The 15,400-nt window shown below is 49.5% G+C and carries 10 protein-coding genes; all 10 read left to right on the forward strand.

Going from position 1 to position 15,400, the window contains the following annotated elements:
• The 10 genes from ABD014_RS05320 to ABD014_RS05365 all read left to right on the forward strand — a co-directional run bounded on the left by ABD014_RS05320 (position 1) and on the right by ABD014_RS05365 (position 15,179).
• Entirely contained in the window at positions 1–1,338 is a 1,338-nt protein-coding gene (locus ABD014_RS05320) for an ABC transporter substrate-binding protein (protein ID WP_343858402.1), read from the forward strand.
• 107 nt (positions 1,339–1,445) lie between these two features.
• Positions 1,446–2,315, forward strand: a complete 870-nt coding sequence (locus ABD014_RS05325; RefSeq protein ID WP_343859681.1) for a carbohydrate ABC transporter permease — start codon at positions 1,446–1,448, stop codon at positions 2,313–2,315.
• 18 nt (positions 2,316–2,333) lie between these two features.
• A complete protein-coding gene (locus ABD014_RS05330; RefSeq protein WP_343858405.1) occupies positions 2,334–3,182 on the forward strand; it encodes a carbohydrate ABC transporter permease in 849 nt (282 codons plus the stop codon).
• A 34-nt stretch (positions 3,183–3,216) separates the two neighbouring features.
• Positions 3,217–7,206, forward strand: a complete 3,990-nt coding sequence (locus tag ABD014_RS05335) for an OmpL47-type beta-barrel domain-containing protein (RefSeq protein ID WP_343858408.1) — start codon at positions 3,217–3,219, stop codon at positions 7,204–7,206.
• A 207-nt stretch (positions 7,207–7,413) separates the two neighbouring features.
• Positions 7,414–8,370, forward strand: coding sequence for an alpha/beta fold hydrolase (locus ABD014_RS05340; protein WP_343858410.1), 957 nt, complete (start codon positions 7,414–7,416; stop codon positions 8,368–8,370).
• Between the two features lie 124 nt (positions 8,371–8,494).
• A complete protein-coding gene (locus ABD014_RS05345) occupies positions 8,495–9,505 on the forward strand; it encodes a LacI family DNA-binding transcriptional regulator (protein ID WP_343858412.1) in 1,011 nt (336 codons plus the stop codon).
• Between the two features lie 181 nt (positions 9,506–9,686).
• Positions 9,687–12,014, forward strand: a complete 2,328-nt coding sequence (locus tag ABD014_RS05350) for a glycoside hydrolase family 65 protein (protein ID WP_343858414.1) — start codon at positions 9,687–9,689, stop codon at positions 12,012–12,014.
• A 32-nt stretch (positions 12,015–12,046) separates the two neighbouring features.
• Complete coding sequence (locus tag ABD014_RS05355) at positions 12,047–13,357, forward strand: ABC transporter substrate-binding protein (protein ID WP_343858417.1); 1,311 nt, start codon at positions 12,047–12,049, stop codon at positions 13,355–13,357.
• A gap of 59 nt (positions 13,358–13,416) precedes the next feature.
• A complete protein-coding gene (locus ABD014_RS05360) occupies positions 13,417–14,310 on the forward strand; it encodes a carbohydrate ABC transporter permease (RefSeq protein WP_343858420.1) in 894 nt (297 codons plus the stop codon).
• A 20-nt stretch (positions 14,311–14,330) separates the two neighbouring features.
• Complete coding sequence (locus ABD014_RS05365; protein WP_343858422.1) at positions 14,331–15,179, forward strand: carbohydrate ABC transporter permease; 849 nt, start codon at positions 14,331–14,333, stop codon at positions 15,177–15,179.
• Positions 15,180–15,400 lie beyond the last annotated feature (221 nt).

Consider the following 15,400-nt stretch of genomic DNA (forward strand, 5'->3'; position numbering starts at 1 on the left):
ATGAGAAACAGAAGATGGATGATTGCTGGGCTAGCGCTGCTTATAGCATTGCCACTGGCACTTGCTGGCTGTGGTGGAAGTGGGGACAGCAATCAAATGGAGGGGACGACATCCCCTGGGTCAAGTACGGCAGATAGTGACCCGATTAAGCTTACTTTATGGGGAGCGGTACCATCCGAGAATGGTCCTCAGGAGGTTGTAGACAACTGGAATAAACAAAATCCGGACATTCAGGTTGAGTATGTGCGATTCGTCAATGACGATGCGGGTAACTTGAAGCTGGATACGGCGCTCATTTCCAGCCAGCCGGTGGACATGTATGTTACCTATGATTACAGCCTTTACGAAAAGCGGATTAAAGCGGGCAACGCGCTTGATCTGAGCAAGTTTTCCGACTACGACGTGGACGCCAAAATGGGAGAAGGCGCTGCGCTATGGAAGGTGGACGACAAGTATTACGGTCTGCCTACCCAGAAGGGCTTGTCTTTTGTCTGGCTGAACAAGGATATGCTTGATGCCAAAGGGTTACCGATTCCGACGGAGTGGGGACTGGATGAGTTCAGAGATTATGCTGCCAAGCTCAAATCTGACCATGTCTGGGGATTGGCGCAAAGCGATTATTACTTCAATGTACCTATCAACGGTTCCTTGCAGAAGCAGAGCTTGCAGCTGACAAATGCCGATGGCACTTCCGCTTTTGATAATCCGCTGACGGTCAAGACGCTTCAGGTTTATTCGGATATGATGTTCACCGATAAAAGCCTGATGCCTCATACAGAGCAGATCACATCAAAGCCGGCTTTGGACCAAATGTTTGTGAAGGGAGAAGCGGCAATGCTGTTCTCTACAAACCAAATCTTCCGGACGACGAATAATATTCAGGAATTTCCGCGGACATTCAAGGTAGCGGCCGCCCCGGCTCCTAAAGTAAACAAGGATCAGACGGACTACATTAACGCTGGCGGCTTAGGCGATGTGATTTCGATTAATCCTAGCACCAAGCATCAGGAAGCTGCCTGGAAATTTATGAAGTGGTATGCGGATGAGGGCATGCTGCCGATGGCGGCAGGCGGAAGAGTGCCGTCCTCCAAGGACTTCCCTGTCGACGAGGCTGTTGCCCTGATGTTCAAGGGTGTGGAGGACACTTATGACCTGGATTCGATCAAGCGGGTCATGTTCGGTGATTTACCGCTTGGTCTGAGCCGTCTTGACCGGAAGACGGGAACTGAGCAGCAGGCAATCTATGATAAAGTATTCACCCAGAAGTTGTCGCCAGAGGAAGGTGCGAAGGAATTAGCACGGGTGCATAACGAGAATTTGAAAGCGCTGTCTAAATAGCGCAACAAGGCTGGAGAGGTGTGGTAAATTGGATGCCGCACCTCTCTGTGGCCGCAAGCTGCAAGCTACATTACTAGAGAGAAAGGCGGTGACCGATCGTGAGCTGGATGAAGCGGCAGAGGCTAGTAGGCTATGTGTTTATCGCACCTAATTTAATCGGAATGACCGTATTTATGCTCGTTCCGGCCCTGTTCTCCTTTTATTTAATGTTTACGGATTGGGTATTCGCTAGCGGGCAACCCCCGCGCTTTATTGGATTGGATAATTTCAGAATGATGGTGAGAGATGACTTGTTTGTTGTCTCGGTCAAGAACACCTTGCTGGTGTTAATCCCTGTACCGATTTCTATTATGCTTGGATTTCTGATTGCAGTCATGCTCAATAATCGCACCTATTTGCAGAAGACATTGCGGGCCTTCTTTTTTGCTCCGTATTTTACCAGTGGTATCGCCATTGCTTTCGTCTGGATGGTGCTGTTCCAGCCTACGAATGGCCCGATTAACGCCTTCCTGCGATCCGTTGGCATATCTGAGCCTCCATTATGGTTCGCTTCACCGGATACGGCGATGTACGCGGTACTGATCATGATGACTGCGGGCGGCATTGGCTACAATATGATCATTTATTTGGCTGCACTGCAGGAATTATCATCTGAGCAGTTGGAGGCTGCCAAGATGGACGGAGCAACATTTGGGCAACTGCTGCGCTTAATTATATTTCCATTGGTAAGTCCGACGACCTTTTTCTTGATGATCACCGGTTTTATCGGCTCTATCAAAAGTTTTGGGATGATCTATGCGATTACCCAAGGAGGACCGGGCAATAGTACGACGGTGTTCTCTATTTTCGCCTATAAAAAAGCCTTCAACTTTTATGAGATGGGCTATGCGTCGGCAGTCTCGTGGACCATGTTCCTGATCATCCTTAGTATTACGCTGATTCAGTGGGTTGGCCAGAAAAAATGGGTCCATTATTAACAGAGGAGAAGACGCGCTATGAATACGAGAAGTAAGAGAATGATCAGAGAACGGTTGCTTAAGAGCTTCAATACGATCATTATGGCATTGGCTAGCTTGCTGTTGCTGTCGCCCATGATCTGGATGATCAGCACTTCATTCAAAAAGCCAAAGGATGTCTTCACTTATCCAATTCAGTGGATCCCGCTCGATCCTGTATGGACCAACCACTTTAAGGTATGGATGACCGGAGACGGATTTGCCCTTTTTTATTTCAATTCCCTGAAGATTTCTTTGATATTGCTAATTGGGGCTCCTTTGCTGGCTGCTTTTGCAGCATATGGCTTTAGCCGTATTCCGTTTAAGGGGAGAGACAGCATCTTTTTGCTCTATTTATGTTTGATGATGATACCGCCGCAAGTCCTTTTTGTACCGAAATTTATCATGTTTGATTGGATGGGAATTTATAACACCCATTGGGCGCTCATTCTTCCCGGTTTGTTCACCGTGTTCGGCGTCTTTATGATCCGGCAATTTTTCATGAGCATTCCGCATGAGATTTCTGAAGCGGCTTTTATTGATGGGGCCGGCCATTTCCGGATTTTCTTTCAATTATTCCTGCCGCTCTCCAAGCCGGTGCTGGCGACCTTCGCAATTATTGATTTCACTTGGACCTGGAATGATTATGAGAACGCGCTGATCTTTCTGCTGGATAAGAAGCTTTACACGGTTCCGCTTGGCATGCAAAACTTCATGCTGGAAGCCGGTGTGGATTACAATCTGATGATGGCCGCCGCTACAGCGGGGGTAGTGCCTCTATTAATCGTCTTCTTCCTCGGTCAAAAGTATATTATTCAAGGTTTTGCAAGCTCTGCCGTCAAAGGTTAATGGAGATGGTGGGCAATATCAGGAGGTATAGATTATGGTAAAAAAAATATGTATATGGTTATTTTCTGCCGTAATTATGCTATCTACCGTCCAATTCCCGTGGTTGAATTTGGGTGTAGTCAATGCATCTGCCGCCACCGATCCCTTACCCTACTCGAGCACGTTCGATAACTGGAGTGTCGGTCGCAGCGGATCGGTCATAGCTGCCTTCACCGCAACCCTCAATGGCCACACGGGGGCCGCTCTCAGTATCGTCAATCAGACACCCAAGGCCCCGAACACCTTCGCCCAGATTTATCAGACGGTCACGGTCAAGCCCTCTACGCTCTACCGCTTTAGTGCATGGGTCGCGTCGGATGGACTACCATCCAACGCGCTGCAGGCCATCCTCAGCGACGACTGGGGAACACGGTACAGCTTCCCCAGTGGAACCTATGCGTGGCAGCAGGTGACCTGGAACTACACGACGACGTCAAGCCAGACGAGCATGACGCTCCGCCTCCTCACGCAGGACGTGACTTCCGGGGTGCAAATCGACGACATGACGATGGTCGAGAACGGCACCACTCAGAACCTGCTGAGTAACGGCGGCTTCGAACAGCACTCCTACTACTTCGGAGTCTCTAACAGCATGCTGCTGTTCGATCCGGGAACGGCGGCGATCAACTTCATCACCGATGCGCCCAACCCCACCTCGGCCAGCTGGACGGTTCATGATGTCCGAGGCTTGCCCGTCACGAACGGATCGGTGACCTACATTAGCGGAAAAGCCACCGTGGACCTCTCCGGCCTCGGCAATGGCTTCTACACCATCGAGGCGACGTCGACCGCCGACAACGGACCCATCAACTTGTTGACATCTTTCGGTATCGTGCCGCCCCTGGCCGCGGCCGCGAAGTCCTCCGATTCGCCGTTCGGCGTTGGAATTCACGGTTTCGACAATACCGTGATCTCGGGTCTGTCGCGCATCGGCATTACGCACGCGCGGACCGACGCCTCGTGGTCGTCCGTTGAAAAGTCGCCGGGTGTCTACACGTTTCCGAGTACCCTGACCGACGGCCTTGCTGCGCTGCAGAATGCCGGGATCGAGCCGCTGCTGATCTCCGACTATCGTAACACCCTCTACGACGATAACCTGACCCCGAGCTCACCTGAGGGTCTGGCCGCCTACGGCAACTACACCGCTGCGCTCAACGACCAGTTTAAGAACTACTCACAGGCCACTGAGGTATACAACGAGTTCAACATCAACTTCAACAATGGTAAGTGCGGTCGCACTCCGGCCTGTTACGTGCAGTTGTTGAAGGCAGCCGAGGTGGCAGTGAGCGCGAAGAACCCTGACGGTAAGCTCGTCGGGCCGGCGATCTCTGGAGCGTCGGAAGACTTCGTCAAACAGGTGCTCCAGGGCGGCGGCTCCGACATCTTGAGCGCTGTTTCGATCCACCCTTACCGGCACCCGCAGGCGCCCGAAGGTATGGAGAACCAGATGTCATCAATGGTGAAGACCATCAAGGACACCGCGGGCAAGGACATCCCGCTGTGGTTGACTGAATACGGCTGGCCGACAAACACCCCAGTCAACGGCATCACCGACTCCATGCAGGCCGACTATCTTGTCCGCTCGAGCGTTCTTTCGTTGGCTGGAGGCGTGGCGAGGCTGTATTGGTACGACGCCCGAGATGACGGCACCGACCCCAACAACCAGGAGCATAACTTCGGCTTGTTCGAAGTGCGCCGTGCCACCGCGGTGAACGCGGCCGAACCCAAGGTCTCCGCGGTGGCCCAGGCGGTCATGGCTGCAGAGCTGGCAGGCAAAACGCTAACCAGTCGCGACTCGCTCGACTCGTCGACTTACTCATACGTCTTCGGATCGGGAAGCAACGCGACCCGCGTCATGTGGGCTCCGAGTGGTGGAAAGACGGTCACACTCACCACGGACCAACCGCTGACGCTCACCGATGAGTACGGCGCGCAGATCACACTGACCCCTTATGCGGGAGCAGTGAACGTCGCGTTGACCGAGCACCCGGTCTACGTCACCGGCGCACCCACCGCTGTCGAGCTCAGCACAACTCCCGGTGTCACGCTTCAGACATCTTCGACGGTCGCACAGGGCGAAAGCATCGAGGTGCGAGCCGTGGTCGATCGCACCGGTGCCAATTGCCAGTCCGTACCGTCGACCGTCACCTTCAATATCGAAGGTCGGCAGAAGGATGTCCAGGTGGACGGATGCATCACCGGCGAGGCCGTCTTCGAAGTGCCGACCACTGCGTCGCAGACCGCCAGCTGGGTGACTGGCAAAGCGTCCACGAACGGCGGTGAGTTCGCGAGCCTTGCGACTTCCACCCTCTCGATCACTGAGGCCGTCACGGCGACCGTCGACCTGCAGCTTGTTCGTCATATCGACGGGTACGCAGAGCAGGCGGTCATCACCGTCGCAAACAAGTCGCGCGTCACGCCGGTCACCCTGAACGACATCACGTGGAAGATCGGCGACCAATCAGGCATGATCGACGAAACCTCGATCATCGAGGCCGGCAAGAGCGTACAGCACATTCTCCCCTTGTCGAGTCTTCAGCTGTGGAAGCAGGGATATCTCGATCTGAGCGTCGGCGTCCAAGACAAGGATCCGGTGACTCTGCACCGGTCCGTGGGTATAGGTCCAATCGAGCCGGACAGCAACACCACCGTGGTGCCGATCGATCTCGCAACTGATGTTACGTGGCAGAAGTACACCGAGGACTGGGGCGGTGTGTCCGATCTCAGTGGAACCATCAAGATCACCGAGACCTCAAACGGGATTCACTTCCAGGCAGAGGTTCAAGATGACGTATTCTATCAGACGAACCCTGCGGGCAACATGTATAACGGCGACTCAATCCAGATGTCGTTCTCGCCGACTACGCCGGGCGCCTCGCAAGAGCGCACCGAGATTGGTCTTGCACTCACGCCGAGTGGCCCCGCTGCCTACACCTTCGCAGCGTCTGGACTTGCCGTGACGGGATCCACCCCGACGGATAGCCTCTCGGTTACTCGGTCTGGCACCGTGACGACCTACGACGCCGTTATTCCGTGGCAGAGCTTTGGGCTCACCGCTGCACCTACGGGCACATTCGCTTTCTCGTTCCTCGTGAACGACGACGATGGCGCCGGCCGTAAGGGCTTTCTGGAGTGGTCGTCCGGCATAGGGAAGTCAAAGGACACCAGCGCTCACTTCCCCGTGCAACTCACCAGTGAGTTGAACGCCCTGGATGAGACCGCACCTGCCACCGTTGCACGGATCAGCCCAGAAGAGCCAACCGACAGTAACGGATGGTATACGTCGGATGTAACGGTAAGCCTCAGCGCTTCGGACGATCTGTCGGGTGTAGCGAAGACAGAATATAGCTTAGATAATGGAGCAACTTGGACACCTTATACAGCACCAGTAACCTTCAATGAGGACGGCTTATATACCGTTAACTATCGTTCGGCAGACAAGGCCGGGAATGTGGAAGCGATTAAATCCGTCAGCTTCAAACGGGATTCGAAGGCACCGACCATCACTGTAACCGGTTTGGAGTACGGTTCTTATCCCGACTCTGGGGATATTGTCCCAATCGTTACACTTAGCGATCGATTGTCCGGTGTGGACAGCACGAAATTTACAGTAACGTTGGATACGTATGGGGTACAACCGGGATCGACGATTCCCCTCTATACTCTTCCGCTAGGTACGCATACGTACATCGTAAAGGCTATAGATCTGGCAGGGAACGCAGACAGCCAAACGATCGTATTCGAAACCACGACGAGTATTGAAGTCTTGAAGTCGTTAATTGCCCGCTTTACGAATGACGGTTGGATTGATAATGCAGGTATTGCGAATAGCTTGCAGCGCAAATTGGATGTGCCTAATCTGACTGGATTTGTAAACGAAGTGAAGGCACTAACCGGTAAACATCTGACAACCCAGGCTGCAGACTATTTACTTCGAGATGCTCAAATACTTAATGGTGTTGAAGTAGCAAGAATGCTTGAATGAGCATACCGGGATCCGGACTCAGGGATTCCGGTATGTTGCTACTTTCAGGGGTTGCAAGAAATAACACAGGATCACACCGGCAACCACTGACAATCAGTACAAATTGATGATCCTGGATGATTAATATGGAAATAGGCAAGGCCTGCGCAGCTTTGACTATACCTCCTATCATATTAGTAAACCCAAATAGGGAAGAGGAGGAGAAGTATGCCAATTATTGATATGCCATTAGAACAATTGAAAACCTATGAAGGAACCAATCCACGCCCAGCAGATTTTGATGAGTACTGGGAACGGGCGCTGGCTGAAATGCATGCGGTGGATGCGCAGGTTGAGCTTGTGCCTAGCCGTTTTCAAGTACCGACTGCGGAATGCTTCGACCTGTATTTTACCGGTGTGAAGGGAGCGAGAATTCACGCGAAGTATGTGCGGCCTAAACAGGCAAAAGAGCCTCATCCTGCAGTAGTCATGTTTCATGGCTATTCTGGTCATGCCGGAGATTGGAGTGATAAGCTGGCTTATGCTTCGATAGGTTTCTCTGTACTTGCCATGGATTGCCGCGGTCAAGGGGGAAGCTCTGAGGACGTTGGCGGGGTGAAGGGGAATACGCATCATGGACATATTATTCGCGGTTTGGAGGATCATCCGGATGAGCTACTATTCCGCCATATATTTTTGGACACGGCACAGCTTGCTGGAATAGCGATGAAGCTGCCTGAGGTCGACCCGGATCGGGTTTACGCAGCGGGCGGATCTCAGGGGGGCGGACTTACGATAGCATGTGCTGCTTTGGAGCCAAGGGTGAAGAAGCTGGCGCCGATCTACCCTTTTCTTAGTGATTATAAGCGGACCTGGGACATGGATCTGGATCAGGAAGCTTACGGTGAACTGCGTACGTATTTCCGCTATTATGATACACTGCATGAGCGTGAGTACGAAGTATTTGAGAAGCTCGGCTATATAGATACTCAATTCCTGGCTGAACGCATAAAAGGTGAGGTATTGATGAGCGTGGGGTTGATGGACACCATCTGTCCGCCATCCACTCAATTTGCAGCCTACAATAAGATGAACACGAAGAAGAGACTTGTCATTTATCCTGACTTCAGGCATGAGTATTTGCCGGAGTCGTCGGATCGAACGATGCAATTTTTTCTAGAGTAAGCCATGAAGCTTGTAAAGCTGAATTCTCAGCTTTGCAAGCTTTTTCCTGCTTTTGACCTATATGCTATAATGAAAATGAAATAGAAAGTAATGAAAATTGTATAAGGATGGGATTGCAGAAAACATGGTATCTATTAAAGATGTAGCCAAGCATGCTAATGTTTCCATCTCAGCGGTCTCTAAGACCTTGAACGGGTACAGCGATGTGAGCGAAACAACCAGGCAGAGGATTCTAAAAGCAGCGCAGGAGCTGAACTATTCTCCCAACATGCTGGCAAAGAATCTCAAGCATAAAGTAACGAAGACGATCGCACTAATCATATCCAATTTCGAGCAGACGAGCGGTAAGGACGGTGTTATGTTCCAGATTATGAGCGGAGTGTATGCCGCCGCCACCCGATACGGGTATGAGGTCGTTATCTATACTCGCAGTCTATCTGAACAGCAGGACCGTTCCTACTGGCAATTCTGCAAGGATCACAAAATAGCCGGGGTCGTAATTTCAGGCCTGCGGACGACGGACCCGTATTTCGAAGAACTGGTCAAGAGCGATATTCCCTGTACCGTCGTCGATGCTCATACAGTAGGGCCACATACAGGTTCTGTTATTACGGACAATCTATTGGCAGCAAGACGGGCTGTTCAATACCTGATCAGCAAAGGGCATCGCGAGATTGGTATGGTGAACGGGCATAAATATGCGACGGTTAGTATACAGCGGGAGCAGGGATACCGTGAAGCATTGGAAAGTGCAGGTATCCCGTTTATAGATTCGCGTGTGATCGAGGCTGACTTTAGTGAAGAGAAGGCCTACACGCTGACGGAAGAATATATTAACAATAATCCGCAGTTAACAGCGATATTCGTAGCCAGTGATCTGATGGCGATCGGGATGATCAACCGTTGCAAGGAGATTGGCCTGCGCATTCCAGAGGATATTTCGATTATGGGTTTTGATGATATTGTGCTGTCCAGCTATACGACTCCCAAGCTATCGACGATTAGTCAGGACTTTGCCGGGATCGGCTTTGCCGCACTGGAGCAGGTAGTAAAGATGCTAGAGAATAATTTGCCAGGCTATCACAAAATTCTTCCCTTCAAAATAGTTGACAGGGAATCTATAAAGACTTTATAATATGTTCGAAAACGTTTTCGAAAACCTTTGCAAAAAGTTTTTACAGAGGTAAAAATTTTCGAAATCGCGTTCGAATTTTTTTCAAGATCGAAAACGATTTCGGTAACGCTTGCAGAACACTGTTGGTTTTTGCAAAAATTTTAAAGATATTGAATTTAGGAGTAGAAAGGAAATTTAAGCCATGCTAAATTACAACAAGAAACTGCCGGACGGAGCATCGGATTGGGTAGTAACGGAGGAGAACTTCCAGACTCTTGCGCTCGGAAAGTGCGAAGCTGTAATGGCTTTAGGCAACGGCTATATGGGACTTCGTTCCGCTACTGAAGAATCCTATGTTGGGGAGAAACGTAATTTGTTCGTGAACGGTACCTTTAACCGTTTTGATGAATTTGAAGTAAGTGAACTGCCGAATGCGGCCGATGTTACGGGTCTAGATATCCGAGTTGACGGCAAGAGATTCACATTGGAACAAGGAGAAGTAACGGGATACAGCCGCAGTTTGAATCTGCGTGATGCAGAACTGGTTCGATCCTTCATCTGGACCAATGCGGAAGGCAAGAAGCTGGAATTTACATTCCGCAGATTCGTATCATTGGATCGATTGCATCTGATCGGAATGAAGCTGGGTATCAAATCATTGAGCGGCTCGGTCAAAGTGTCGATTGCATCAGGTATCGATGCTCAATTGAGCAATAGCGGAAGCCAGCATTTCCATGAAGGCGAGAAACGGATTTATGATAAGAAATATCTGGAGCTGATCCAGACGACGACGGAATCCAAGGTTGATTTTGTCATCGGAGCTGCACATCGGTTAAAATTGGATGGCCAAGAGAGTGAGATTAGTCCGGCAATGGAGATCGACCGCCGTAAGGTGGCTGTCGCTTACAGCGTGGATCTTCAGGAAGGGCAAAGCTTCAGCTTCGAAAAGGTGGCAACGGTTCATACAAGCCGCGACCTAGCTTATGCGCAAGATTACAGTTTGCCGGCTATGAGAGAGAATGCTCTCGGCGACTTGAAGAGCGTGTACGCCGCAGGTTACGATGCACTGTTCCAAGATCATGCCGCCGCTTGGGCGAAGGTATGGAATGAATACGGAATCATAATCGAATCGAAGAATTCCTTTGACCTTCTGGCATTGCGTTTTGCTCTGTATCACCTCGTAGTTATGACTCCGGCGCATGATCGGAGAATGGGAATTGGAGCAAAAGGTCTTAGTGGTGAAGGCTACAAAGGTCATTCCTTCTGGGATACGGAAATTTTCATCCTGCCGTTCTTTATTTACAGCAATCCGAAGACAGCGCGTTCACTGTTGGAATACCGTTATCTGGGCCTTGAAGGCGCACGCCGCAAAGCGAAGGAGAACGGTTATGCCGGAGCGATGTATCCTTGGGAAGCCGCTTGGCCATCCGATGGTGAAGTGACGCCGGTATGGGGCGCAGTTGATATTGTGACCGGAGAGCAGACGAAGATCTGGTCCGGATTTATCGAGCAGCATATTACATCCGATATCGTCTATGCCGTATGGCATTACTACCGGGTCACCGGAGATGAAGATTTCATGGAGCGCTATGGCTACGAGATGATCTTCGATACGGCAATATTCTGGGCAAGCCGACTGGAATGGGACGAGGCGGAAGGACGTTATGAGATTAACGAAGTTGTTGGTCCAGATGAATACAAAGAGCATGTAGATAACAACGCCTTCACAAATTATATGGCTCATTTCAATATCGAACTGGCAATGCAATATTACAGCAAGCTGGAGACAGAGCGTCCTGAACTATTCAAGCAGTATGATGAATTGCTGAACTTGCAGGAAGCTTGGAAGGTATGGGAGAGCAAGCTGGATTTGATCTACCTTCCACAACCGAATGAAAATCTGATTATTCCACAGGATGATACTTATTTGCAGAAGGAAATTATTGATCTGACTCCTTACAAGGACCAGGAAAAAGTGGGCAGTATATTCAACGACTACAACCTGGATCAGGTTGGTAACATGCAGATTTCGAAGCAAGCGGACATCATGATGCTGTTCTTCTTGCTAGAAAATAAATTCGCTCCTGAAGTGAAGCTGGCGAACTACGAATACTACGAAGAGAAGACGCTGCATGATTCATCACTGTCGCTCTCGACTCATTCGATTCTGGCCAGCGACTTCGGCGACAAAGAACTCGCTTATCATCTCTTCAAGAGAGCGGCTGAGATCGATCTGGGACCGAAGGCTCACTCATCGGATGCCGGTATCCATGCCGCATCGCTCGGCGGAATCTGGGAATGTGTTGTAATGGGGTTTGCTGGAGTAAGAATGCTGGATGGTCAGCTTCATTTGGCGCCTAAGCTTCCAGATCACTGGGAGAAGTTAAGCTTCCCATTGCATTGGCAAGGCAAACTGCTTGAAATCAGCATCACACCTCAGCAGATTTCGATCACAAACACTGCAAGCGAGCCAGTACAATTGTTCGTTAACGGCGAACTGCAGGTAGTCCAAGGTAACGCTATTTTTTAATCATAAAGTAAATATTTGGGGAGGTCATTGAAATGAAAAAGAAATTGTCGATTACCCTTGCAGCAGTGCTAAGTTCAGTTCTGCTCCTATCCGCTTGTTCTACAAGCGGTAACACAGCAAATTCGGGCAACAGCTCTGCTGGTAATAGCGGCAGTAAAGAGAAAGTACATCTTACATTTAGCACTTGGGGAGATGTAAACAGCAGCTCTAGCGAGCAGAAGCTGGCAGATGAATTTAATGCTTCTCACCCTAATATCGAAGTTAAATTTGAGCCAGTGCCTGGCGACGGTTATGCAACGAAGCTGACTACTTCGCTTGCTAGTGGTACTGCTCCTGACGTATTCCTGATTGGCGAAGGCGATTTCTATTCTTATGTAGATAAAGGCGTAGTTGAGCCGCTTGACGATTATGTCGCTAAGGATACCTCCTTCGATCTGAAAATGTATCAGCAGGACCTGATCGATATGGAACGCATCAACGACAAGCTGTACTACTTGCCTAAGGACTTCAATCCATTGGCTCTGTGGTATAACAAGCGTATCTTTGATGAAGCTGGCATTGCTTATCCTAGCGATGAATGGACCTGGGACGATTTGATCGCGACAGCACAGAAGCTGACCAAGCAAGAGAAAGGCAAGTACACGCAATTCGGCTTTAACGCTGGAACTTGGGAATACCCAATCTACACTTATCTGTGGGCATATGGAACTGACATTGCCAACGAAGAAGGTACTAAAGCTGAGGGCTTCATGAACAGTGAAAAGACAGTAAGTGCGATACAGAAATACGTAGACCTGTCGACGGGGCCGAACAGAGTTTCCCCAACACCACAAGATACGGAAACAATGGGTGGAGACTCCTCCATGTTCATGACCGACAAGCTGGCTATGATGGTTACAGGACGTTGGATCAAGTCCGACTTGGATAAATCGAATGTTGAATACGGTTCCGCTCTGATTCCAAAAGGTCCGGACGGCGACCGCGCAAGCATTATCGCTGCTGCAGGCTGGGCAATGAACTCCAAGACGAAGCATAAAGAAGAGGCTTTCGAACTGATGAAATGGTTGTCTGGTACCGATGCTCAGAAGCTTCGTTCCAAAGACGGTCTAGTATTGCCAGCTACTACAGCTGAACTTGAAGAAGTTAAGGCAACTGAAGAGAAAGATAAGCCAGTCATTGAAATGATGAGCTATGCTCGCAAGCCGGTAACAATGCGTTCTGCTAACGGTCCGATCTTCAAAGATGCATTTACTCAAGCCCTTGAGAAAATTCTGGTTGGTAAGATGGATGTGAAGAGCGCGCTTGATGAAGCGGCTAAAACTGCGGATTCTAAAATTAAGTAAAATCGCTGCGGGTGAGGTGTCGATAAGGCGCCTCGCCCGCTTCCATCAAGGAGGATGTCATGAATAATACCAAATCGGATCGGGCGGGGTACTTGTTTATTCTTCCGTGGCTATTGGGACTTGTCATTTTCACGCTTGGGCCGATGATCTTTTCGCTGATTCTATCCTTCAGCAAGTGGGATGTTATCACCGGCGTTGAATCTATTCAATATGTAGGACTGGACAATTTTAAAGCCATTTTCCATGATCCACTGTTTTATCAATCTCTAAAAGTTACCTTTATTTTTGCATTGGTATCTGTACCGCTGTTCCAGGTCGCTTCGATTCTGATCGCCGTACTGCTCAATATGCGTTCACGCGGAATGAAATTCTTCCGTCTTATTTACTTTATGCCGTCTGTAATTCCAGCTGTTGCCACTTCGATGATGTGGGTCATGATCTTCAACCCGGAATACGGAATTCTGAACGAGGCGTTAGGCTGGTTCGGCATTCAAGGTCCGGCTTGGCTCCAAGATCCGAACTATGCGCTCGGCGCGCTGATTGTTATGGGTCTGTGGGGAATCGGCAACACGATCATTATTTATCTATCTGGTCTTCAAGGGGTGCCTGAGGACTTGTATGAGGCCGGAGAGCTTGATGGTGCCGGTATATTCCGTCGTTTCTTCAGCATTACTCTGCCAATGATTACTCCGACTATATTCTTCAACCTGATTATGGGGATTATCGGTGGATTCCAATACTTTACCCAGGCGTTCGTCATGACAAATGGCGGTCCGCTCAATTCAACCTTGTTCTACAATCTGTATTTGTATAACAAAGCCTTTATCGAATTCGATATGGGCTACGCGTCCGCACTCTCCTGGATATTGTTCATTATCATTCTATTATTCACGCTTCTGGTTATCCGCAGCTCGTCCTTCTGGGTATATTACCAGGGCGATGATCGAGACTAAAAGGAAGGGAGAGGCCTACTATGCAAACTTCACTAAGAAAATTCAATCTATCCCAGTGGCTCGCTCTTCTTATTCTGATCGCGGGCTCGGCCATTGTACTGGTACCGCTGCTGTGGACAGTATCAACATCATTAAAGACACCGGCTGAAGTGTTCGGCGATTCTTTCTTTCCACAGAAATGGATCTGGTCTAACTATTCGGATGCAGTTCGTGCAATTCCGTTCTTTTTGTTCCTTCGCAATACGTTGATTATTCTCGTTCCTGTTATGATTGGGACCGTATTTACAGGTGCTCTTTGTGCTTATGGATTTGCACGCTTCAATTTCCGCGGTAAGCAGACCCTGTTCCTGATCTTGCTGGCTACAATGATGCTGCCAAGCCAAGTAACATTGATTCCAACCTTCTTGCTCTTTAAACAAGTAGGCTTAACGAATTCCTTTTTGCCTTTGATTCTGCCAGCATTTTTTGGCGGACTTGGTGGAGGAGCATTTAACATCTTCCTGATTCGTCAGTTCATGCGCGGTATTCCACGCGAGCTGGATGAGTCGGCATTTGTAGACGGAGCGAACCGTTGGCAAATTTTCATTCGGATTATGGCTCCACTCTCGAAGGCTCCGCTGATTGCGGTATCCATCTTCACCTTTATGGGGGTATGGAACGACTTCCAAGGGCCATTGATTTATTTGAACTCCAATGAAAAGTATACGCTGGCACTCGGCTTGTCCATGTTCAAAGGGATGTATAATGTCGAGTGGAACATGCTGATGGCTGCGACGATTCTCATTATGCTGCCGGCATTGATTCTGTTCTTTATTGCGCAAAAATATTTCATTGAAGGCATTTCGATTTCTTCGGCTGTAAAAGGCTGATGCGGCTGAATGCGTTCATGTTCCTATAATGAGAGTTCAAAAGAGGACTTTTTGAATTACCTCAAAAAGTAAGGTTCAAAAAGTTCAGTTTTCAGTACCGAGAAGGTTGGATGAAGCTAGGGTCAGAGGAGCGGAGCGTACGTAGTTGGTAAGTGAGCACCGGAAGACCCGGGTGAATTCAAGATTCGATGCCGAGAACACTTCTAGGTTGCTTCGTGATC

Origin of the sequence: Paenibacillus motobuensis, from assembly GCF_039521865.1 — a bacterium.
GTDB lineage: Bacteria > Bacillota > Bacilli > Paenibacillales > Paenibacillaceae > Fontibacillus > Fontibacillus motobuensis.

Coding starts and splice junctions, on each gene's coding strand:
- ABD014_RS05365 (WP_343858422.1), top strand. CDS start 14,331: ATGCAAACTTCACTAAGAAAATTCAATCTATCCCAGTGGCTCGCTCTT.
- ABD014_RS05340 (WP_343858410.1), top strand. CDS start 7,414: ATGCCAATTATTGATATGCCATTAGAACAATTGAAAACCTATGAAGGA.
- ABD014_RS05335 (WP_343858408.1), top strand. CDS start 3,217: ATGGTAAAAAAAATATGTATATGGTTATTTTCTGCCGTAATTATGCTA.
- ABD014_RS05345 (WP_343858412.1), top strand. CDS start 8,495: ATGGTATCTATTAAAGATGTAGCCAAGCATGCTAATGTTTCCATCTCA.
- ABD014_RS05360 (WP_343858420.1), top strand. CDS start 13,417: ATGAATAATACCAAATCGGATCGGGCGGGGTACTTGTTTATTCTTCCG.
- ABD014_RS05325 (WP_343859681.1), top strand. CDS start 1,446: ATGAAGCGGCAGAGGCTAGTAGGCTATGTGTTTATCGCACCTAATTTA.
- ABD014_RS05355 (WP_343858417.1), top strand. CDS start 12,047: ATGAAAAAGAAATTGTCGATTACCCTTGCAGCAGTGCTAAGTTCAGTT.
- ABD014_RS05320 (WP_343858402.1), top strand. CDS start 1: ATGAGAAACAGAAGATGGATGATTGCTGGGCTAGCGCTGCTTATAGCA.
- ABD014_RS05350 (WP_343858414.1), top strand. CDS start 9,687: ATGCTAAATTACAACAAGAAACTGCCGGACGGAGCATCGGATTGGGTA.
- ABD014_RS05330 (WP_343858405.1), top strand. CDS start 2,334: ATGAATACGAGAAGTAAGAGAATGATCAGAGAACGGTTGCTTAAGAGC.